The organism is Mesorhizobium sp. M0408, assembly GCF_040321495.1.
In the GTDB taxonomy this organism is placed as follows: domain Bacteria; phylum Pseudomonadota; class Alphaproteobacteria; order Rhizobiales; family Rhizobiaceae; genus Mesorhizobium.
The window spans coordinates 44,853-64,642 of record NZ_JAMYRO010000011.1 but is presented as its reverse complement, the minus strand read 5'-3'; the positions used below and the strand labels follow the sequence as shown (position 1 = coordinate 64,642).

The window sequence follows — 19,790 nt, the reverse complement described above, 5'->3', positions numbered from 1 at the left end:
GCAAGCGTTCTTGCGGTCTCACGGCTGGTTGCCGTCGGCTCGTTTAAGCATCGCAAATGCACGACTGATCCGTTGTAGCGCTGTGGCGTTGGCCAGCACTGCGTACAGCGCGAACCCACCCGCCAGAATCCAGGGCGAAGCCGCGCCCATGGCGGTCGCGACTCCGTCCGCGGCGAGCAGCACGCAAATGAACACCAGACGTTCCATCCGCTCGAAGAAATCCGGCCAACCATGGTTTTCTACGGGAATTTCCAGCGCCGTCCGTGCCTTGGCGTAACTTGTGAGTATCCCGCCGGCGAACGCGAACATTGCGATCGCCCACAGATCGGCGACCCAGCCGATTGCCGCAAAGACGGCCAATTCCTGATAGCGGTCGACGACAGCGTCGAAATAGCCACCGGCCTTGGTGCTCATATTTGTCCGGCGGGCGACCGCACCGTCCAGCGCGTCGAAGGTGAAGGCAAACGCCAGGCAAAGGCCAAAGGCAAGACTTGAATGGTGATAGACATAGGCGGCCGACGACAAGGCGACGAGCACGAGCCCGCTAGCCGTAACCTGGTTCGGCGTCATGCCGATCCCGATCAGCGGAGAGGCGGCCTGCTCCCATAGCGGGTCGATGCGACTTTTCATGAGACCGGCGATCATGGCGGCTCCTCTGATGATGTCGTTTCACCGAGCTTTACCAGCAATTTGCGGGTTTGTTCCACCGTCGCCACCGTTCGACTTGGTCAACGCAGACGGAGAACTGGCTCAGCAACGTTCTCAACCCGCCGCAACAGCGATTTCTTTCGGCGAATGCGGCCGGCGGAATAAGGCGCTCGCCAAGCTGACGGAGCAAATCGGCCGGCGGTCTGGCGGTCGCACCCGAACGATGTGACTATGATTGCTTGCCATCCGTCGGAAGCCGGCCGAAACTCGATGCATAAATTTTCACCCAAGTTTGCCTACCTGCTCGCGACCTCTCTTGGCGCGGGATTATCTCCAATATGGCCGGGCACGGTCGGCGCAATGGTTGGAGTGGCTGTTGCCGCAGCTCTGATACCTGCATCGCCTTGGCTGACCGTGCTTGCCTATGCGGCCCTGTTCGCCGTTGGCGTATGGGCGTCATCGCATGTTATCTCCCGTACCGGGACGGAGGATCCGCAGATCGTCGTCATCGATGAGACCTTCGGCGCCGCCGCGACACTTTCCATGCTTCCGATCGACCCACTCTGGTGGGCAGCAGGCTTCCTTGCTTTCCGGTTTTTCGACGTCGTCAAGCCTTGGCCCATCCGTATCGTGCATGACAAGGTAAGGGGTGGGGCCGGCATTATGCTGGACGACGCGGCCGCGGCTGTCGTCGCTGGGGCGTTGCTGCTCCTGCTGAACGGTTTGATTGACCATTTGCGGTAACGGCGACATTCGGTCTGCCAAGGCCACGGTGATCCATCGGAGTTTAGCGCCACAAGGGAAGACCGGACCGATGCGAAGCCACAGGATCGCGGCCATTCCAGGCGATGGGATCGGCAAGGAAGTCGTAGCGGCCGGGCTTCGTGCGCTGGCCGTCTGCGCCCTTGGCATCGCCCGCATTCCCGGCGACGACATCGGCGTGCCAGAACGCAGGAGGCACCCGCACTCGCCGCCGCTCACCGATGGTGTTCGTGTGCCTGCGTACGGAAACCAAACCCGTCAAGTGTTTCGATCAGCACCTGTACGCGATCAGGCACACCGTGCATTGATCGCCACGCGACAAAGCCGTCAGGCCTGACCAAGGCGGCACCGCCGCTTTCAACCCCGAGCGCGGAAGGCCACCGATGGTCCAAGTCAATCAGATCCCCGCACCCAAGGCGTGGCAGGTCAGCGGCATACGGAGGCGTTGGCTTACGGCGTCAGCGGCCTGACACCATGCTTCGTCGGCGCAGAGGAGAAGAAGATCGCGATCGCACAAATCGAGACTCGAAATCCGCTGGCCGGCGCGCTCGACCGCGAAATGCGGTAAACGCGTGCCAGGGCGACCCGACAGCTTGGCGGATTTTTGGAACGGGTGATCGTCCGGTGTGGATTCCCGAGCCACGATGCCTGCAGTGTAGCGTTGGCCAAATACCACGTCGTAATCCTCGACGATCGCAACAGGAGGAGGCAACCGCTTCGACGGATCGTCGAACCATTTCTGTAGGCGGGCGAGCGCTTGCGCCAACGTAGCCTCGATGACCGGCCGGCGCTCCATGTCATAGCTATCCAGCAACGAGGGATCGGCATGCCCGCGTGCTACCATCGCAAGCTTCCAGGCAAGGTTATGGGCGTCGTGGATACCTGAATTGCCACCGAAAGCGCCTGTTGGGGGCATCACATGTGCGGCATCCCCCACAAGAAACGCGCGGCCTCGGCGGAATTGGCGCGCTGTGAGGGCGGCCACTTCCCAGGAGCGCGCATCGACAAGCCTCGTCGTGATGTCCGACCGGCCCGCACCTCGTATGATCAGTTCCCTGCATTTGGCTTCATCAAAATCCTGTGGTTTCTCGCCCTTTTCGGGAAAGTACTGGAGCGCCAGAAGCCATCGTCCACCCTCCCTGGGCGTGAAGGTCCCGTTGAGGTCCGTCACGAAGCACGACGTGAAGCGCTTGCCGCCTATCGTCGGAGGCATGTCCGTGTCAAAGACTACATTCATCCAGTGCTGAAGGCCGCCTGCCCCGCTGCGGCTGATCTCCAGCCTTTCTCGCAGGGAACCGTTCGCACCGTCCGCCACGATCAGATAGTCGGCCGAGATGACCTCCTTTGCGCAGGTCGCGATATCGCGAATTTCCGCGCGGACGACGGTCTCGCCCTGATCGAAAGTCACCAGCTCCGCGCTAAAACGCACATCTGCACCGTTCCGCTCGGCGTAGCGGCGCAGAATCGGTTCCAAGACGTGCTGATCACACGTCGCCGGTTGCGTGGGGCTGAGGGCACTTGCATCCGGCCACGCCGGTCCTCCCCATTGAATCTCCGGATCGGCGAGATTCCTGGCGCGCGCAATAGCGCCTGCCTGCTGGTCCCCCGTCCGATTTGTACGAATCTCCGCCTCGAGGCCGAGGCTTCGGAATATCTCCATGCTGCGCGGGGAGATGCCGGCAAACTTGTACTGGATTGACGTGGTCGGGATGACGCTCGACGAGGACACACGCAATGTCGTTGTGAGCCAGTAGGGCGGCCGCCGTCAGACCGTTCAGGCCGCCTCCGACGACGAGAACCGTGGTATTGGTCATCCCGGATCTCCTCTCATTGGTTTGACCAAAAAAACATTTTGATTTATCAAATCATATGATTGGTCAAAGTATGTGTCAAGACTCGAAGGAGCGTGGAATGAGACCGGGCCAAGATCGCTTGCAGCACGCCACCGAGGCATGGCGCCTGATGTTTGATTTCCTGATGCGGTCGGCGCCGGACCGGTTGGCGATCCAGCAGAAATTGGGCCTGACGCCCAACGACTCGCGCGCCCTCTTCACGCTCGACAAAGATGCGGGCAAGCCGATCGGCGCATTGGCCGCTCAATGGCACTGCGACCCTTCGACGGCAACCTGGCTGACCGATCGGTTGGAGCAGGCGGGGCTCGCCGCACGTGTTCCGTCGCCAAGCGATCGCCGTGTCAAACTTGTCAAGCTTACGGCCAAGGGTGCTGCAACCATTGAGGAATTGACAAGGGAATATCACAAGCCCCCTGCCGAGATGCTTGCGCTTACACGCGCGGATCTGGATCAGCTGGTCGGCCTGGTCAGAAAGTTACAGGCTGGCAAGTTCGAAGGTTGATTACGTCCCCCCGAGGGGGCATCCCGTGCACCACATGAAATAGCAGGCGATAAGCGTCCCGGCGCCGCTCGAAAGCATCTACAGAGTCAGTACGCCATGCGTGCCGACAAGCGGCATCATGGCATCTACCTCGATCATGGGGAGTCGCCGACGGTCAGCGGCCATTGCCTATGCCGCGTAGTGGGATATCGGCGGCGGTGCGATGAACCTGCTATCTGCGCCAGCGCACTGCCAGGCAGTCCTGAGCTCGCGCGATCGAATTCAGGTCCATAGAACATCGCCTCACCCGACGACCACTTTACGACCGTGCTGATCCTCGCCGGTTGGTCGCCTGGCAAGTACCAGGCGACTTGGCGACGTGGCCCGTACGATTACGCTGGCATCAGCGGCTTGACGCGATCGACAATGGCGGCGACCGCTTCCTTCGGGCTCTTGCGACCGAGGACTGCGAGCTGAACCTCCTCGAGAAACGTCGACTGAGCGCGAGCGGCTTCGGGAAAAGCCGGGAAGGCCGGTCGCGCTTTGGCGAGCGCGGCAGCCTCGACCTTCGCCTGCGGCAGCGACCCGGCGAACGACGGCTCGGCATAGGTCGAGGTGCGGACGGGGCCATTGCCGTTGCGCGCCATGTCGAGTGTGGCGGCCTTGCTCGCTACGAAGCGGATGTAGCTCCAGGAGAGCTTCTTGTCCGTCGAATTGGCGGGAATGGCCATCGCCCAGGATTCGACGACCGGATGCATTTCGTGACCGCTGCCGAGGGTTTTGGAGCCGGGGAACTCGATCGCCTTGATCTTTCCCGGTGCGGTCGACTGTTCCTTGTTGTTGAGCTGCGCGTAGCGGGCGAAAGGCAGCACCGCGAAGGCAGCGCGCCCCTGCTGCATCCACGTCACCATGTCGTCGTTGCGCGTTGTGGCATAGCTGCGGGGCAGCGCGCCGGCCTTGAAGAGGTCGGCAAGCACGGACAGGCCTTTTTCCATCGCCTCCGGATCGGGGACCACCTTGAACTGCTTGTCGATGAAATCGCCGCCGAAGGCGCGGGCGAACATGACCGGGAAGACGGCGAGGTCACTCGCAAGGATCATGCCGACGACGGGCGTGCCGGACCTGGAGGTGAAGGTCAGCTTCTTCGCCTGCTCGACCAGCTCCTCCAGCGTGTTCGGTGGCGCCGAAATGCCGGCCTCCTGAAGCAGCTCCTCGTTGTAGAAAAGCCCCTGCGTAGCATGGCGCACCGGAACGCCGACGAGCTTGCCGCCGACGGTCATCGACTGGCGCAGGCCCTCGGCGATATCGTCGAAATCCTCGATCGGCTCGGCTTTCCGGAGATCGTCTAGCGGCTCGAACAGCGAGGCGATCTGCGACGTCATGCGGTTGTCGATGACATAGCCGACGTTGAAATCGGTCTCGCTCAGGCTCGCCTCCCGGAATAGCCGGTCCTGGAGCGGATTGCTGTCGAGCGTGGTCCAGGATATCTGGGCATTGTTCTTGTCCTCCCAGGGCTTGATGACATTGCCGGCGGCGCCGGTCGTCAGGTTGGCTTGGTGGACGCGATGGCAAAGCACGTTCAGCGTCTTTACCTGAGCATGGGCCAACCGGCCAAATGCGCCCGTCGCGCCGGCGGCCATCGCGGTCGTCAGCAGGGCTCTGCGTGTCATGTGCAAAGGCATTGTCTTCCTCCCTTTCTCGGTGACGTCGTCACCCCTTGGTCGCGCCGGCGGTCAACCCGGCGACAAGAAACCGGTTCATCAGGACCACGAAGACGAGAACCGGCAGCAATTGGACGGTAGAGGCCGCAAAGAGCACGCCCCAGTCGACGCCATCGATCGAGCTGATCATCTCAGAAAGGACCAAAGGCGCAGTCTTGGCGTGGTTGGCGGTGAAGATATAGGCGAACAGAAACTCGTTCCACGCGAAGACGACGACGAAGACGGCGACGGCGAGCATTCCGGGCGCTACGAGCGGCAAGATGATCTTCACAAGGATCGTCAGCGGCCGCGCGCCGTCGAGGACGGCCGCTTCGTCGAGTTCGCGCGGTACCTGGTCAATGAACGTGCGCATCAGGAGCGTGCCGAGCGAGACGAAGAAGGTCGCGTAGAGCAGGATCAGCACCAGATGGGTGTCGTTGAGCCCGAGCCGATTGACGACCGGGAACAGTGGCAGCGTCACGACGATCGGCGGGATCAGCCGCGATCCGATCAGAAACATCACCGATCCCTCCAGGAAACGGACGCCTCGATAGCGCGAGTAGGCAAAACCGGCGAGCAGACTTGCCATGACGGCAAGCGCCGTCGCCCCGGTGGTGATGACCAGGCTGTTGACGAGCCCGTCGAAAAAGGCCGGCCAGCGCTGCCACAGCGAGGCGTAGTGCTCGAAGGTCGGTTCGAAGAGGAGCTCCGGTGGAACCGCGAAAATCTCGCGACCGGGTTTGAACGACGAGAGCACGATGAAGCCGATCGGAAACAGTGACCAGACGACGATTGCCGCAACAGCGAGCGTCTTTCCGGCACCGATGGCGAGACGTCTAGAACGCATTGGCCGTGGATTCCTTGCGCAGCCGCCACACATAGCCAGTCGCAAGCAGCAGCGAGATGACGACCATCATCCAGGCCGTCGCGGCCGCCGTGCCGAACGAGTTGTAGCGGAAGCCTTCCTGATAAAGATAAATGGAAACGACCTCGGTCGTGCGCGCCGGGCCGCCCTGGGTCAGGAGCCAGACCTCGGAAAAGAGGCGGAAGGCGAAGATGTAGCGGAAGAGCAGCGCGATCAGCATCGCTGGCGCCAGAAGCGGCAGCGTGATGTTGCGGAAGAGCTGGAACGCATTGGCTCCGTCGGTGCGCCCAGCCTCGTAGAGCTCCTTCGGAACCGCGAGCCGTGCCGCATAGAGGATGATGAATGTGAATGGCAGGTGCAGCCAGATCGTGAGCAGGCCGACGAGGATGAGGCCGTGAGAAGGGATGAACGTCCAGTCGAGCGTCGGCAGACCGGTGTATCGCAGCATCAGCGTGATCGGGCCGACGTCTGGATCGAACAGGAAGCGCCACATTGCGACCGCCGTCACCTCGCTGATGGCGTAGGGAGCGAGCACCACGACGAGCATGACGCGCTGGAGGGGAAGCCCGGAAGCGAAAAGCAGGGCTAGGCCAAGGCCGAGCAGCAGTTCGATATGAACGGCAACGGCGACGACGAGGACCGTGTTCCAGACCGAACCCCAAAAATAGGGATCGGTGAGGACGCGGATATAGTTATCTAACCCAACGAAGGTTGCCGATTGGCCGAATGACGAGGCTTCGAAACTCAGCCACAGGACGAAGATCGCGGGGAGCACGATGATCCCAAGCACCAGGAGGTGCACGGGCGTCGCATAGAGGTAGGCAGGCGAAAACGCGAAGCGCCGCTTCTTGGTCTCGCCAGCCGCTTCAGCCGGCCCTTCCCCCCTATGGCCGACGGACGCCACGGAACCAAATGCCATTGCTCCTCCCTGAGCGGTTGCGCGTCAGCCGTCCCTGGCGGCAAGTGGAACGGTGCCCTCCACCGTTGTTCTGTACATCACCCGGCGATATCCGGGATAATCGTTGATGGCGGTGTGCAGGACATGGGGATTGTTCCACATACCGAGCGTCTTCGGTTCCCAACGCAGCCTGCAGTTGAACTCGGGCCGGACAGCCCGCGCCATCAGGAAGTCGATCATCGGCTTGCTTTCTTCCTCTGTCATCCCCTTGAAATTGGTCATCACGCTGCTGACGAAGACATAGCGCCGGCCTGTCTCGGGGTGGCGACAGATCACAGGATGCTCGACGACGGCATTCTCGATCGCCTCGACATCGGCCTTGACGCCGAGCCGGCTGTGGGCCGCGTTGATGGCGAAGACCCCGCGGCCGCTATGAACGCCCGTCAGCCCTTGCAGGATCTCGACCAGCCGCGGCGAAAGCGAGTCATATGCCTTCTCGAGGCTGGAGAAGCAGGTGTCGCCGCCAACCGGCGGCACCTCTTCACCGTAGAGGATCGTAATGCCCGGTGGCTTCGGTAGCCAGGCGAGGTCCATGTGCCAGTCCTCGCCGATCACCTTGCCCGTGTCGTCCGGCTCGCGCACGAAGCGCACGATATCGTCGAAGCCGTCGATCGGCGTGTGCACCGGATTGCCGCTAAATGGTCCGAACCGGCGGGCGACCTTGTGGACGCCGGCGGCGTCAAGCTCCTGATCGCGCACGGCGAGCGCATGATATTTGTAGAGCGCGCGGCGAACGTCCTGGAAGGCATCCTCGCTCGCGCTCGCCAGATCGATCCCACGAATTTCTGCACCGAGCGCTCCAGTGAAGGGGCTGACCTCGAAACGGGTGAATGCATCATCGCGCAGCACGTGATCCTCCCTAATACGCGCCTCGTCGCCATGATGGGCTGGGCTGACTTACCTGTAAGTAAGTAACTTGAAAGCCAAAGGCTGTCAACCCACCCTCGCCTTGTTCCACCGGATGTCTAGCCTCGACCCGAGCCCTTCCCCGCATCCTGCCAAGCGGCGCGGATGATCGCGGCGAGTGCTGCGAAGGTCCTGGCGACCTCGTCGAAGCTTCCGGTGTCCTGCGTCATCGGTGGACAGGACAGAAGGGTAATGCGCAGCATGTGCACGAGCTCGTCGCTGAGTGTGTGGGAGGAAAGCTCTCCGTCCTTCACCGCCTGGTCCACCGCATGACGCAGGCTCTGATCATAGACCCGGTTGACGCGCTCCAGGGCACGTTCCGCTGGTTCGCCGAGAACCGGGAGGTCGTGGCGAAGGCGCGAAAGCGGGCTCCACATATTGCGGGCTCCCTTCTCAGCGTTGAAACGTTCGTAGAAGCGGCGCAGATCCTCGAGCTGCATATCGAGACGGTCGAAGAACCGGATATCGGGGGTCGTCCAGAAGCGCTTGATGCGGGCCTCGGCGTTGGCGGCGAAGTCCGCGATCAATTCCTCCATCAGCTGACGCTTGTTGCCGAAGTGATGATGGATGTTGGCGCGCGTCGTGCCGATTGCCGTCGCTATATCGCCGAAGCTGAAACCATCGTGGCCGCGCAGGACATAGAACTCGGCCGCGACCTCTTTGATTCTGCTGCGGGTAGAGTGCGCCTCATCGCCGGGAGATCCTGAAGTGTTGGCTCTCATATCCCTTCCGAAATTCATGCCGCTCGCCATCGCGACAATCAGCATACGAAACGTGCTGCAACCGTCCGCCGGTCGGCACAGACGCGATCAGCGTTGCTACACCATACAATGTCATGGGATGTACCCGTCGTACATGGATCTTCTTCTACGCTCAGGTAGGAACTAATTTGCGCCAGTTCGCGACATTCAACGTTTCGCACGAACATCCCCTCCTCCTTAGCAGCAGCCCCGAAGGCCTTACGGGCCTCCTCCGGGGTCGCCCGATCCTCGACGGCGTCGATGCATAGTTGCACAGCCTTCCTCCACTTAGGTCCCATCTTGGTCCACTTCAGGAGTTCCTCGGCGGCACCCTCGACATTGTTACACCCGTAGGTGACCCCAGGTCGGTCGGTCTTGACGTACACCGGAGGGGAGAACCAAGGGGTTGCCACGACGCCTCCTACTCAGGGGAGAGATACATCTTGGCCTCCTTTGCGGCAGCCTCAAAGGCCTTTCGCACCACCTGAGGGTCAATCGAATCGCCCTCCAGATCTGACAGGCACAGCGTCACCGCCTTATGCCAGCAGGGTCCTCTCCGGGTCCACGTCTTGAGCTGCTCAAGGGCTGCCCTCGCATTGTTGCAGCCATGCCTGACACCGGTTTCAGTCTTCACGAACACCGGAGGGACGAACCAATGGGTTGCCATGATACCTCCTACTCAGGGGAGAGATACACGTTGGCCTCCTTGGCAGCCGCCTCAAAGGCTTCACGGACCTCTTGTGGGGAGGCTCTGCCCTCGAACGCATCGACGCAGGATTGGACCGCCTTCGTCCACTTCGGGCCCTTTGTGTCCCACCCCATGAGTTCCTCGGCGGCTCCCTCGACGTGGCTGACCCCATTGCGAATGCCCGGACGTTTCGTCTTCACGTAGACCGGTGGAGCGAACCAGAGAGGACCCATAAGGGGGAACTTAGAGCGGCAAGAGCCCGCCGACCAACCCCGCTTTAGCCGCAGCTAAGGGAACGATGTAGGCCCTCGCGGGTTTAGAGTTGCAGTGGTCCTTCTCGGATGCAGCCGCTGTGGGGGGGTCCGTCCCCTCTCCCTCACCGGCGGCGGGCTCCTTTCGCGAAGGCGGTTCGGTCAGAGACACATAGAACCTTATACCGCATCCAATTTAGCTACTTGTCATTGGGGGGAGTAATGTCCCCTCCTCTTTTGCAGCAGCCAGGAATGCCTTGCGGGCCTCCTCAGGTTCCATCTCGTCGAAAATCACGGCCATGCAAACGCGCACCGCGAGGTCCCAGCAAGGGCCACGCTTGGTCCACTTCATCAGCTCCTCGCCGGCTGTCTCGGCGTTGTTGACGTTGTGGATGATCCCGGGACGCTCGGTCTTGACCGGGACCGGAGGGTTGAACCAGTGGAGAGCCATACGTCACTCTTTGTCGGCCCGATCAAGTTCCTCCAGCAAATACTTTTGCTCAGCCGGCAGCTCCCGTTCTACAGGCAGATTTAGCATGTTGCGAAGGTAATTGCGGATTACCTCAGGTGATCCACCGCCGCACAACTTCGGCAATAACCTTCTGTTTGGCTTTATCGATTTCAACCACATTCGGGCCTACATCTTAAAAGGACCGAACTGCACCTCGAGCGGATTTGTTCCTTAAGGGGCCAGAATGTTTGATACAAAAATCTGGGCGGGTGATCGGATAACTGGCTCGCGCGAGCCCCCCCCGCGCGCCCTTCGTTTCCCACTGGCGAGGCCCTAACAATCCCGTCAGAGAAGTTGGAACCCAACATCGTGAGCCTGAGCCAGAAGTTACGCAGCCAGCAGCCGTTCTGCATCTATTGTGCCGGATCGGCTCGTGGCGTCGACATCGACCACGTGCCGCCAAGGGTCTGTTCGATGGCAAGTGGCGACCGAAGGGCGGGGAAGTGACTACCTGCAAGGCATGCTATGAAGGGACGCGCGAGATGGACGATGTCGCGGCGTTCGCAAGCCGTTCCTGCCCATGGTTGTCATTGGTCATGACGATCACCTGGGCGGTGCGCCAAGAGGGCTTGGGCACGGGAGGAGCACCGTCTAGGGACAAAGGCTGCCGATGCTTCGTCAGGAGTGTTCCGATATCAGCGAGTCCGCGCTTCTTGATAGGTCTTGCGACCAGTACGCCCGCGCGCGGGGCCACAGGTCGAGGCTAGGAAACTCACACTCGCGGGCACTGGTTGATCACCGAGCCAACACGAGCGACCTCGGCTAAGCGCCGTGTGTCCCTCTTACAGGCTTGGCTGCTATATTATTGCAGTGACCCTGCCCGACGCATCGAGGCGACAACTGACTTGCGCCTGACGGACTTCGATGCCACCTTGTTTAGCGTAGTCTATTCGCACCTCGATCGGTGCCGTGAGTGCGCCTCGACGTTGACGCAAGGCACCTGCGCTTACCGCGTGGACACGGACGGCGCCAAGCGGCGTCGCAGCGGACACGATCGCCGCGCGGCAGGCGCGCACCACTGCGGCTGGCGTACCGGTTTTCGCTTTCAGCGGTGCCAGAAACTCAGCGGGATAGCCCTTGGTGACCCGCTCGGACCCGCCGTCACCAGGTTTAGAGGGCAGGAGGACGGGTGGCAGGACGATCGATTGCCTGGCGGTCTTGGCAGAGGCAGTGGCTGTGGTGGCTGCGGCCGGACTACCGGGAGCGGTAACCGATTCGTTTTCGGCGGCTGGATCGTCGCCCACACCGACATCCGTCGAAATCCCTCCGCCTGTGTCACCTACGGTGCCGCTGGCACTAACGCCTGCGTCGACCGATCCGTCATCTGAGCCGACCGAAGCTCCAACGTTGGCTCCGCCTACACCGTCGACGCTCGTGCCCACCCCCACAGATCCGCCTTGCGAACCGGCGCTCACTCCAGCACCGACCCCGACACCGCCAACATTGCCGCTTATACCTGCATCAAGAGCCGAGGCAGGCCCAACTGTGATCCCGATCGTCAAAGCGGCCGCGACATACTTCTTCATTCTCGTCTCTCCTGCGGCATACATTTCGCTCACTAGTTTTCACTGGCGCGGCTCGAGCTTTTTCGGTGGTCGCGTTGGGAGCAATGCGGCGGGAAGAGCGATGGTTGACAGCAGAACAGGTTGCGGTGACTTTTGGACCTTCACTTTCTGTTTTTCCGGCAAGCCCGGTTTGCCCGAACGCGATAACCTACTTGCATGTGCACTCGCGGGGGTACGTGCTTTCGGCGCGCGCTCCACAGCCGCAGTGCGACGCTTGCCCTTGACAATATCAATTGCCTCACGCGCGGCACTGAGGCTGCGGGCTAGACCGATAGCCCTTTCACGCTCTTGGTCCAGCGCCGCACTCAATTCTATCGAGTTCTGCTTTAAAGCATCGCGTTCCATGCGAACGATGGCGAGGCCTCGTACAGCTGAATCTGCTCGTTCGCGTCCCAGTTCGAGTGCTTCTCGAGCTTGCTTTACAGCGGCCTCGGCCACCTGTCGGTCCCTTATGGCGTTGGCCTGCTCGACGGCTGCCAGATTTGCGCCTGTCTTAAGAGCATCGATCGTTTGGCGAGCCGTAGTAAGTTCTTGTTCCAAGAGCTCAACCTTGTGCCGCTCGTCATCAAGCGCTCGCTTGGCAGCAAGCTGAGAGACTTCCATAGAGGGGTGCGCTCCAAGCGTGGCAGCCTTCTCGCTGTTCCAGAGACTGGCTTCGGCCCTGTAGCTTTCGATAACGCGCTGCGCCGTCTCCAGATCGAGCGCGAGCGCTTCGTCTGTTCGCTGCTGCTCTTTTAGGGCTTGTGCTTGCTGAGCCACCGTGTCTGCCAGTACGTGTGCCTGGGCGCTTAGGTCACGTGCGCCGCGCTGCATAACGTCTAGCTCCGCTCGTGCTGCGGCCAATTCGCGGCGCAAACCCTCCTCATGCTCGCCGAGCGGCGTTTGCGCGCCCTCCTTGGGTGCCTGTGTTTCGCTGAGCACCAGCTCTCCAGATATATAGGATCCGAGCGCGCTCGGTTGCGGCTTGCCCGGTTGTTTGTCGACCTCGGTGTGTTCCGAAACCACGACCGACGAGCTGTCGTTAGCTGCGGCAACAGCTGACGCTTCGGGCGCCAACTGACTATTTGCCGGAGATGCCGACAGCAGAACAAGGCATAACGGAACGAGGGATAGCATGGCGCTACACCCCCTGCCGCGTATCTGCAGATGATTCATCACTGAACCTCACCGACCGCGGCCCTCACCGCTATTGTATTCTCCACTTACGCGCGCGGCGCTGGATCAATGCTAGTGAAGCACCCTCGGCAACGCCAAGGCACCGAATAAGGCGTAAAGCCTGCCTCCTATTTCCTTACTTGTCATCATTCGAACGAACGGAACTTTCGTTCATTTACTCTGGGGGTTGTCTGAAACCCCGAAAGGCTGCCCTGCTCAAAACGGCTCTGTCTGGTCACTCCAGAGCCTCCAAGATACTGGAGGTCACGCTCTGGAGGAGGACGAGCCCCATCAATCGCAACGAGGATGTGTTTGCGATCAATCCGCTTAGCAAAGTGCCCGTTCTCGTTCTCAATGACGGTTATACGATCTTCGATTCGAGCGTAATCTGCGGCTATCTCGACGATCTCGAAAGCAGTCGTCGGCTCATCCCCGAAAGAGGGCGAGCAAAATGGTCCGCCTTGCGCCTCCAGGCGCTCGCCGGCGGCATGTGCGACGCAGGCATTTCCATCCGCTGGGAAAACGAGCGCCGCCCTGAACATCTGCGTTACCCTGCCTTGGGCGCAGGCATGACGATGAAGCTCATCGAATCCTACAATTTCGTGGAACGCGCGGTCGAATTCGACGCGCCGCTCCATGTCGGCCACATCGCGCTCGCCACTTGTCTAAGCTGGCTGGAGTTCCGGGGACTGCCGGACTTCTTGCAGGGAAGGCCGCGACTGACACAATGGTATAGATCCTTCGTGGAACGCCCTTCAATGCGTGCCACACCCTACGGCGGCGACACGCGAGATTGACATCGATCTCTAGGCTTTCGAAATCCAATATGCGTCGGCAACTAGCCAAGCGTTCTCGAGGCGATTTGCTGGTCGTCCTCGATGGTATTGCGCGAGACCAGTGACCTTGCCTCGCGCAGCCTTTAGAGCGGCCATCAACGCCTTTTCTTCGTCACTGCGCCTAGCTCCGCTGCAGGGGTAAAACCCGCATGGCATAAGTGATCTTACAGGAAACGCACAGCCAGCCCTTTCCAGAAGCATCATGAAGCCTCGTTGGTCTTCACCTGTGAACGGCAGCGCCATCCGACCCTTGTCGGACAAATTTGAAAGCCACCGTTCCGGCACGTGCGTCACTCCGGCAAAGGCGGCCACGACATCGAGGTTTGGCAGATCGACTGCCTGCGTTGCATCACCGGATATCACTTCTACATGGGCATAATGAGCAAGATTGCTTTGCGCTCGCCGGGCCAGTTCTTCGTCGATCTCATATGCAATCACGCGCCCTTCAGAACCCGTCAGTTCAGCGAGGATGGCGGTGAAATAGCCGACACCAGCACCCACCTGAAGGACAGTCTGGCCGGCGGCGACGTTCAGATGGTCGAAAACCAATGCCCAAAGCGACGGCAACCCGCTGTTTAATCCGCGCTTTTCGTCAAGCGAGACCAGAACGTCGTGGTAAATCTCGTGAAGTGCGGCTGAAGGGCTGGTATGGACCGCCCCGATTTGCAATCTCGAATGGATACGCCAAGGCCCGTTGCCAAGGTACTGTTCGCGCGGAACCTTTGCGAAGGCCTCGATGACTGCAGGGTTGTGCAAGACAGGCGATGAGACACGCAGGTCTTCGGCAAACCACCGGCGCGGTTCACTAACATCGGTTCTTGTTGGCATGGAATATATCGGCTCCCGGATTGTGCGTACTCTGTGATGCTCTCAGAAAACCGAACGGCGGCAAGGGTCGCTGTCCTCACATCGCGGGGCGATGCCCGCTGTCAGTTTGCCTTCGACCGCTGCTTTGCCGAGCGCCCTGCCCTCTCCGTCCCTCGACCCGCCCGGCTGCTGGCGTTCGCAGTGTAAACCGAAAATGGCGCGTCGGTTCCAGGTGAGCGATTTCAAACTAACTTGTCGATGTTTTCCAGAATGAAGCACGACCGTTTTGGGTCAACGCAACCACAGCTTGAAATGTCAGGGACGCACCTGCTGCGGGACCTCGGATGATCCAACCTACGATTGGCCATGCACGGCAATGGAATTTCGTTCCACGATCTGGGCTGCCAGGACACGATGCTCGAAGGGTAACGTGGCCTCCGCCAACCTCTTCAACAGAAGCTCCGCTGCCGCCGCCCCGATCAAATGCGCCGGCTGGGCGATGGCTGTGATACCCTGGGCCACGAACTGCATCCAATCGAGATCGTCGAAGCAAAGCAGCGAAACGTCTCCTGGAATCGCAAGCTTTAGTGCGGAAGTCGCCTCCAGAACGCCTGTCGACATCACACCATCGGCGGTAAATAGAGCGGACGGCGTATTGCGCATTGTCAGCAGATCGAGCGCCTCCTTGCGAGCTGCCTCGCTAGAATAGACCGCTACGCGGCGGATCAACCGCAGATCCGGGTCGATACCTGCGGCACGATGGGCTTCGAGATAACCCAACAATCGTTGCCAGCTTGGATGATGGTAGCGAACATCGAAGCTGGAGAGATCAACGTTCGCCACAAAGGAGCCAACATCATCGCGGTGGCCCGGCCCGAGTTCCGCCAGTATTCCGATGCGGCTGTGTCCGGCGGCGATCATGGCCGCGATGCTGTTACGCGTTACAGAAACGTTGTCGACCACGACTGAATCGGTTTCCAGGCCCGCCACTATGCGGTCGAACTGCACGACGGGGCAGCGGGCCGCGACTGCTTCACGAAGATGATCCGGCTCGTCCACGAAGGTCGATGAGACGATCAACCCATCGACCTGCTTTTCCAGCAGCAACTGCACCGCCTCTCGCTCGAGGTCGGCATTTTCGTCACTATTCGTAACGATAACCCCGAAGCCGCCACCGCGCGCGACATCCCCTATTCCGCGCAGCACGCTGGCGTAGAATGGGCTTTCGATGTCGCCAACCACAACTCCGATAGTCTGCGTCTTACCGGTGATCAGGCCTTTGGCCAGGCGATTGGGGCGATAGCCCAGCGCAGCTGCGGCGGCGCGCACCTTCTCCTGAACCTCGGAGCTGCTGTAGCCGTAGCCACCAAGGACACGCCCGGCGGTGGCGGAACTCACCCCGGCCCGGCGAGCGACCTCTATGATAGTTGCGTTTTTCGACGATCTTTGAGTCACTCGGCAAACCCCGCCGCCCATGCGCGCGACCTAGCGGCAGTTAAGCCCGCCCCGCAAGGCCGAACACCGCAACACCCGCCGTTGCGCACACCATTGCAATCACAGCACCTCTGACAGAAAGCGCCGAAGACGCGGGCTTTGCGGATTGTCGAATAGATCCTCTGGTCGGCCTGCCTCGACTATCCGCCCCTCGTCCATGAATACGACCTGGTTCGCGACCTTGCGAGCGAAGTTCATCTCGTGCGTAACGACCACCATCGTCATCCCGCCCCGCCCGAGATCGGCCATCAAGTTCAGGACACCTTTGACCAATTCCGGATCGAGGGCACTGGTGACTTCGTCGAACAGCATGATTTCGGGTTCGAGGGCCAGGGCGCGCGCGATAGCCACCCGCTGCTGTTGCCCGCCCGAGAGATTGGCCGGCCGATGGTCTTTGCGCTCCAGCAGTCCGACTTCATGCAGCCTCGCTAAGGCCGCCCCCTCAGCCTCCTCGCGCGACATGCGTTTTACTTTGCGCAGCGCCAGGGTGATGTTGGCGAGGGCGCTGCGGTCGGGAAACAGATTGAACTGCTGGAAAACCATGCCGACGCGCCGGCGGAGTTGGTCAGGGGTCTGTTTGTAGATGCTTTCGCCATCGAGCAGAATGTCACCGGCTCGACACTCTACGAGGCGGTTGAGGCAACGCAGCAAGGTCGACTTGCCCGAGCCGGACGGACCGACGAGGCAGGTGACGGTCCCGGGCTCGACCTTCAGACTGACGTCATGGAGCACCTGGACGGCGCCGTAGGCCATGTCGATGTTCTTGACCTCGATGCCGCCGCCCTTGAAGCGGGTGGGCGCCGCTGCGGGCAATTTCGCTGCGCCCGGCACGCCGGCTTCGGCAAGCTCGGCGACTTCCTTGAGGCCGCTCTGCACAGCGGTGATACGTTTGCCGACGCGCATGCGCGCGTCGATGTAATTGACGAGGTGGGTCAGCGGCACCGTGATCACGAGATAGAACACGCCGGCCAGCAACAGCGGCGACAGGTTGCCGGTCAGCACGGCCTGGTCCTGGCCAACGCGGAACAGTTCGCGTTCGGAGGCGAGCAGACCAAGGAAATAGACCAGGCTGGAGTCTTTGACGTTGCCAATGAACTGGTTGACCAGTGCGGGCAGGACGCGGCGGATGCCTTGCGGGATCACCACCAGGCGCATGCCTTGGCCATACGTCATACCGAGAGTGCGGGTGGCGTCGATCTGACCACGCTCGACGCTCTGGATGCCGGCGCGGAAAATCTCTCCGATATAGGCGCCGGCGATCAGGCTGAGCGCCAGAATGCCCAGCGGATAAGGCGACGGACCGAACAGATCTCGGCCCAACCGCGCGAAGCCTTGGCCAATGATCAGGATCGTGACAATAGCAGGAAGCCCGCGGAAGATATCGGTGTAGACCCGCGCAAGGAGTTTCAGCGGCCGGTTCTCTGAAATCCCCATGACTGCGAGGACGATACCGATCAGCGTCCCGAAAAACGTCGAGGCAAGGGCCAGGATCAAAGTGTTCTTGAGGCCGACCATCACCATGTTTGGCAGAACTTCTGCCATCGCCTGGAAATCAAGGAAGCTGCGGGCGAAGGTATCGAACCAGCTCATATCAAGTCCATCTATGACTCGGCCGGGCACCGTTGCTCACGGGCCCGGCCGGAAACGAAAATGAATACGCGCGAATTTACTTCTTGGGCAGATATTGATCCGGCATCGGAGTGCCCGGGAACCACTTCTCATGCAGCCGTTTCCAGGTGCCATCGTCCATGGCCTCGCGCAGCGCCTTGTTGAGCGCCTCGCGGAAGGCATCGTTGCCTTTCTTGACCACGAACCCGGCTGGCGCATCGAAGGACGGCACATTCATTGTTATCTTCAGGTTCTTGTAGCGCTCCACATACTGCTTGGCCGACTCATAGTCAGTGAAATGGCCGTCGATCGTCCCGTTATTCAGCGCCGCCACCGCAGTGTTGTTGTCGGGGAATTTGACAATGTCGCCCTTCAGATTCTTCTCGGCATAGATTTCCTGCAGCGTTCCCTGGATCACGCCGATGCGCTTTCCGGCGGTGCTCTCATTGCTCGTCAGTGCCGGATCAGCCGAAATGATCGACAGGTAGCCGGCGAGATAGCCGTCGCCAAAATCCACGGTCTTCTTGCGCTCCGCGGTCGTGCCGATGGCGGCGACAGCGACGTCGAACCGGCCGTTGGCAACCGACGGCAGCAGCGCCGAGAATTCCTGGCCGGTGAAAACGACCTGTTCCTCCTTGAACCCGAGCCGGCGCGCCACATCGCGGAAGAGTTCAGCGTCGAAGCCAGTGAAGTTACCGTTGGCGTCGGTGAAGACATAGGGTTTCGCATCGCCCATGGTTCCGACGCTGATCACCGTCGGGTCGATGAGGTTGTAGGGGTTGTCGGCCGCGTTTGCCTGCGTTGACGAGGCCAACGTGCCAAGTCCTGTCAACAGCGCGATCGTCAGCGCCAGACCGGATTTCACAAGTTGGCGCCTGCTCGAATTCGTGTGCATGTCTTCTCCTCTTACGATTGGCCGAACTCGGCCCTGCGATCCCACTCGACGTCTCATCCATCAAAACGCTCTTAGGTGGCGTTTTGGCCAGATAGGTGAGAACGTTATCATTTCCTCTAGCATTGTCCATTTCTCGCGTCAATTGTTTCGGAGAATTTCGCTGCTAGACGGTTTTCCAGTCTTGAGCGTGCCGAGCTCCGCGAAGGATCTCCGGCGTCATCTTTCCTAACTCGATTGCTGTCGCATGGCCAATCGCCCCGTAGTACCGGCAGGTAGCGGCCGCCGCCTCCGCGGCATGGCCGAGAATGTCTTGAGGCGCCTCTTCCTTAAGCAGGCCGAATAGCGTTCTGGCGATGAAGGTGTCGCCCGCGCCCAGGGTGTCGACCGGTTCGACCAGCCGCGCCTGGGTGCGGTAAGAGACCGTGTCGGCGTGAAGCACCGCGCCGGCTCGGCCACGAGTCACAAGGACCCACTTTGAACCATATCCAAGGAGTTCGGCTGCGATTGCGGCCAATTCGTTGTCGTCGAGACCGTCACCCGAGACGGAAGCCAGATAGCAATAGGGCCCAATCTCGCGTCGATGTCCCGGTTCCCGCCGCGTAGAAAAGTCGTAAGACAGCAGGGACTTACTCGATACAGCGGCAACGCACGGGTCTAACCCGCTGGACTGGCCGATGTGGACGGCCTGAAAGCCCGAGAGAAAATCCAGATCTTCTTGCGTCGGCGTAAACACCGAAACTCCGAGATCGAAGTCCAGGAAAATCCGATCGGCGTTGCGGTGACCTATGAGGCAGTAAGCGGTCGGCCCCTCGAGGCGCCGTAATCGGGTGATGTCCACGCGCTCCGACGCCAGTGCAGTGCAGATAAGGTCCCCCGCCCGGTCTTTGCCGATCGCTCCGACATAGGCCGATCGCCCGCCGAAGCGGCTGACATAGACCGAGACATTGAGGCAATTTCCACCAGGATACATCTCGCCGCGAGCAAGATAACAATCGACCACGTTATCGCCTATCGCGGCAATCTTGACCATTGCAGGACTTTCAGTTTAAAGGATGTGATAACGTTCG

At 60.7% G+C, this 19,790-nt stretch carries 23 protein-coding genes and 1 pseudogene; 3 read left to right on the top strand and 21 right to left on the bottom strand.

The window, feature by feature from the left end:
• Positions 1-18: 18 nt before the first annotated feature.
• Positions 19-645: a CDP-alcohol phosphatidyltransferase family protein gene (locus NKI67_RS15030; RefSeq protein WP_352569917.1), complete on the bottom strand. Its 627-nt coding sequence runs from the start codon at positions 643-645 to the stop codon at positions 19-21.
• A gap of 234 nt (positions 646-879) precedes the next feature.
• Here NKI67_RS15030 and NKI67_RS15025 point away from each other — a divergent pair, with 234 nt between their 5' ends.
• Positions 880-1,392 carry a phosphatidylglycerophosphatase A family protein gene (locus NKI67_RS15025; protein WP_352645757.1) on the top strand — a complete coding sequence of 171 codons (513 nt, stop codon included), beginning with the start codon at positions 880-882 and terminating at the stop codon, positions 1,390-1,392.
• A gap of 43 nt (positions 1,393-1,435) precedes the next feature.
• On the opposite strand, the gene NKI67_RS15020 is transcribed toward NKI67_RS15025, so the two are convergent.
• The 4 genes and pseudogenes from NKI67_RS15020 to NKI67_RS15005 all read right to left on the bottom strand — a co-directional run.
• Complete coding sequence (locus tag NKI67_RS15020; protein ID WP_352645755.1) at positions 1,436-1,609, bottom strand: hypothetical protein; 174 nt, start codon at positions 1,607-1,609, stop codon at positions 1,436-1,438.
• Between the two features lie 16 nt (positions 1,610-1,625).
• Positions 1,626-1,802 carry an aromatic-ring hydroxylase C-terminal domain-containing protein gene (locus tag NKI67_RS15015; protein ID WP_352645753.1) on the bottom strand — a complete coding sequence of 59 codons (177 nt, stop codon included), beginning with the start codon at positions 1,800-1,802 and terminating at the stop codon, positions 1,626-1,628.
• A 5-nt stretch (positions 1,803-1,807) separates the two neighbouring features.
• Positions 1,808-3,139: an FAD-dependent monooxygenase gene (locus NKI67_RS15010; protein ID WP_352645751.1), complete on the bottom strand. Its 1,332-nt coding sequence runs from the start codon at positions 3,137-3,139 to the stop codon at positions 1,808-1,810.
• Between the two features lie 16 nt (positions 3,140-3,155).
• Positions 3,156-3,224: pseudogene (locus NKI67_RS15005) on the bottom strand (hypothetical protein); the annotation flags it as partial.
• A 97-nt stretch (positions 3,225-3,321) separates the two neighbouring features.
• On the opposite strand from NKI67_RS15005, the gene NKI67_RS15000 reads away from it, so the two are divergent.
• A complete protein-coding gene (locus tag NKI67_RS15000) occupies positions 3,322-3,765 on the top strand; it encodes a MarR family winged helix-turn-helix transcriptional regulator (RefSeq protein ID WP_352645749.1) in 444 nt (147 codons plus the stop codon).
• A 371-nt stretch (positions 3,766-4,136) separates the two neighbouring features.
• Here NKI67_RS15000 and NKI67_RS14995 read toward each other — a convergent pair whose 3' ends face one another.
• From NKI67_RS14995 to NKI67_RS14945, 11 genes are all read right to left on the bottom strand, one after another.
• Positions 4,137-5,426: an ABC transporter substrate-binding protein gene (locus tag NKI67_RS14995; RefSeq protein ID WP_352645748.1), complete on the bottom strand. Its 1,290-nt coding sequence runs from the start codon at positions 5,424-5,426 to the stop codon at positions 4,137-4,139.
• A gap of 28 nt (positions 5,427-5,454) precedes the next feature.
• Positions 5,455-6,291, bottom strand: coding sequence for a carbohydrate ABC transporter permease (locus NKI67_RS14990; protein WP_352645746.1), 837 nt, complete (start codon positions 6,289-6,291; stop codon positions 5,455-5,457).
• Positions 6,281-7,228 (bottom strand): carbohydrate ABC transporter permease, encoded by a 948-nt coding sequence (locus tag NKI67_RS14985; RefSeq protein WP_352645744.1) that lies wholly within the window; start codon positions 7,226-7,228, stop codon positions 6,281-6,283. Before NKI67_RS14985 ends, NKI67_RS14990 begins: the two co-directional genes overlap by 11 nt.
• A 24-nt stretch (positions 7,229-7,252) precedes the next feature.
• On the bottom strand, positions 7,253-8,116 hold the full coding sequence (locus NKI67_RS14980; protein ID WP_352490782.1) for a TauD/TfdA dioxygenase family protein: 864 nt from the start codon (positions 8,114-8,116) through the stop codon (positions 7,253-7,255).
• Positions 8,117-8,232: 116 nt separating this feature from the next.
• Positions 8,233-8,895, bottom strand: coding sequence for a TetR/AcrR family transcriptional regulator (locus NKI67_RS14975; protein WP_352645741.1), 663 nt, complete (start codon positions 8,893-8,895; stop codon positions 8,233-8,235).
• A gap of 38 nt (positions 8,896-8,933) precedes the next feature.
• The gene (locus NKI67_RS14970; protein ID WP_352645847.1) at positions 8,934-9,299 is read right to left on the bottom strand and encodes a DUF982 domain-containing protein; all 366 of its coding nucleotides are present in this window, start codon (positions 9,297-9,299) and stop codon (positions 8,934-8,936) included.
• Positions 9,300-9,334: 35 nt separating this feature from the next.
• Positions 9,335-9,580 carry a DUF982 domain-containing protein gene (locus tag NKI67_RS14965; RefSeq protein ID WP_352496211.1) on the bottom strand — a complete coding sequence of 82 codons (246 nt, stop codon included), beginning with the start codon at positions 9,578-9,580 and terminating at the stop codon, positions 9,335-9,337.
• A gap of 8 nt (positions 9,581-9,588) precedes the next feature.
• A complete protein-coding gene (locus NKI67_RS14960; protein ID WP_352645739.1) occupies positions 9,589-9,834 on the bottom strand; it encodes a DUF982 domain-containing protein in 246 nt (81 codons plus the stop codon).
• A 214-nt stretch (positions 9,835-10,048) separates the two neighbouring features.
• Positions 10,049-10,303: a DUF982 domain-containing protein gene (locus tag NKI67_RS14955; RefSeq protein ID WP_352645737.1), complete on the bottom strand. Its 255-nt coding sequence runs from the start codon at positions 10,301-10,303 to the stop codon at positions 10,049-10,051.
• An 857-nt stretch (positions 10,304-11,160) separates the two neighbouring features.
• Positions 11,161-11,889, bottom strand: a complete 729-nt coding sequence (locus tag NKI67_RS14950; RefSeq protein ID WP_352645735.1) for a hypothetical protein — start codon at positions 11,887-11,889, stop codon at positions 11,161-11,163.
• 39 nt (positions 11,890-11,928) lie between these two features.
• On the bottom strand, positions 11,929-13,044 hold the full coding sequence (locus tag NKI67_RS14945; protein WP_352645856.1) for a coiled-coil domain-containing protein: 1,116 nt from the start codon (positions 13,042-13,044) through the stop codon (positions 11,929-11,931).
• On the opposite strand from NKI67_RS14945, the gene NKI67_RS14940 reads away from it, so the two are divergent.
• A complete protein-coding gene (locus tag NKI67_RS14940) occupies positions 13,002-13,880 on the top strand; it encodes a glutathione S-transferase family protein (protein ID WP_352645733.1) in 879 nt (292 codons plus the stop codon). The two genes, NKI67_RS14945 and NKI67_RS14940, sit on opposite strands and share 43 nt — an antisense overlap.
• A 9-nt stretch (positions 13,881-13,889) precedes the next feature.
• Here the strand turns inward: NKI67_RS14940 and NKI67_RS14935 are convergent, their stop codons facing one another.
• From NKI67_RS14935 to NKI67_RS14915, 5 genes are all read right to left on the bottom strand, one after another.
• Positions 13,890-14,747: a protein-L-isoaspartate O-methyltransferase family protein gene (locus NKI67_RS14935; protein WP_352645731.1), complete on the bottom strand. Its 858-nt coding sequence runs from the start codon at positions 14,745-14,747 to the stop codon at positions 13,890-13,892.
• Between the two features lie 333 nt (positions 14,748-15,080).
• Positions 15,081-16,202 (bottom strand): LacI family DNA-binding transcriptional regulator, encoded by a 1,122-nt coding sequence (locus NKI67_RS14930; RefSeq protein ID WP_352645729.1) that lies wholly within the window; start codon positions 16,200-16,202, stop codon positions 15,081-15,083.
• Between the two features lie 78 nt (positions 16,203-16,280).
• Positions 16,281-17,810: an amino acid ABC transporter permease/ATP-binding protein gene (locus NKI67_RS14925; RefSeq protein WP_352645727.1), complete on the bottom strand. Its 1,530-nt coding sequence runs from the start codon at positions 17,808-17,810 to the stop codon at positions 16,281-16,283.
• Between the two features lie 76 nt (positions 17,811-17,886).
• The gene (locus tag NKI67_RS14920; protein ID WP_023679271.1) at positions 17,887-18,723 is read right to left on the bottom strand and encodes an ABC transporter substrate-binding protein; all 837 of its coding nucleotides are present in this window, start codon (positions 18,721-18,723) and stop codon (positions 17,887-17,889) included.
• 163 nt (positions 18,724-18,886) lie between these two features.
• Complete coding sequence (locus NKI67_RS14915) at positions 18,887-19,753, bottom strand: PfkB family carbohydrate kinase (protein ID WP_352637499.1); 867 nt, start codon at positions 19,751-19,753, stop codon at positions 18,887-18,889.
• Positions 19,754-19,790 lie beyond the last annotated feature (37 nt).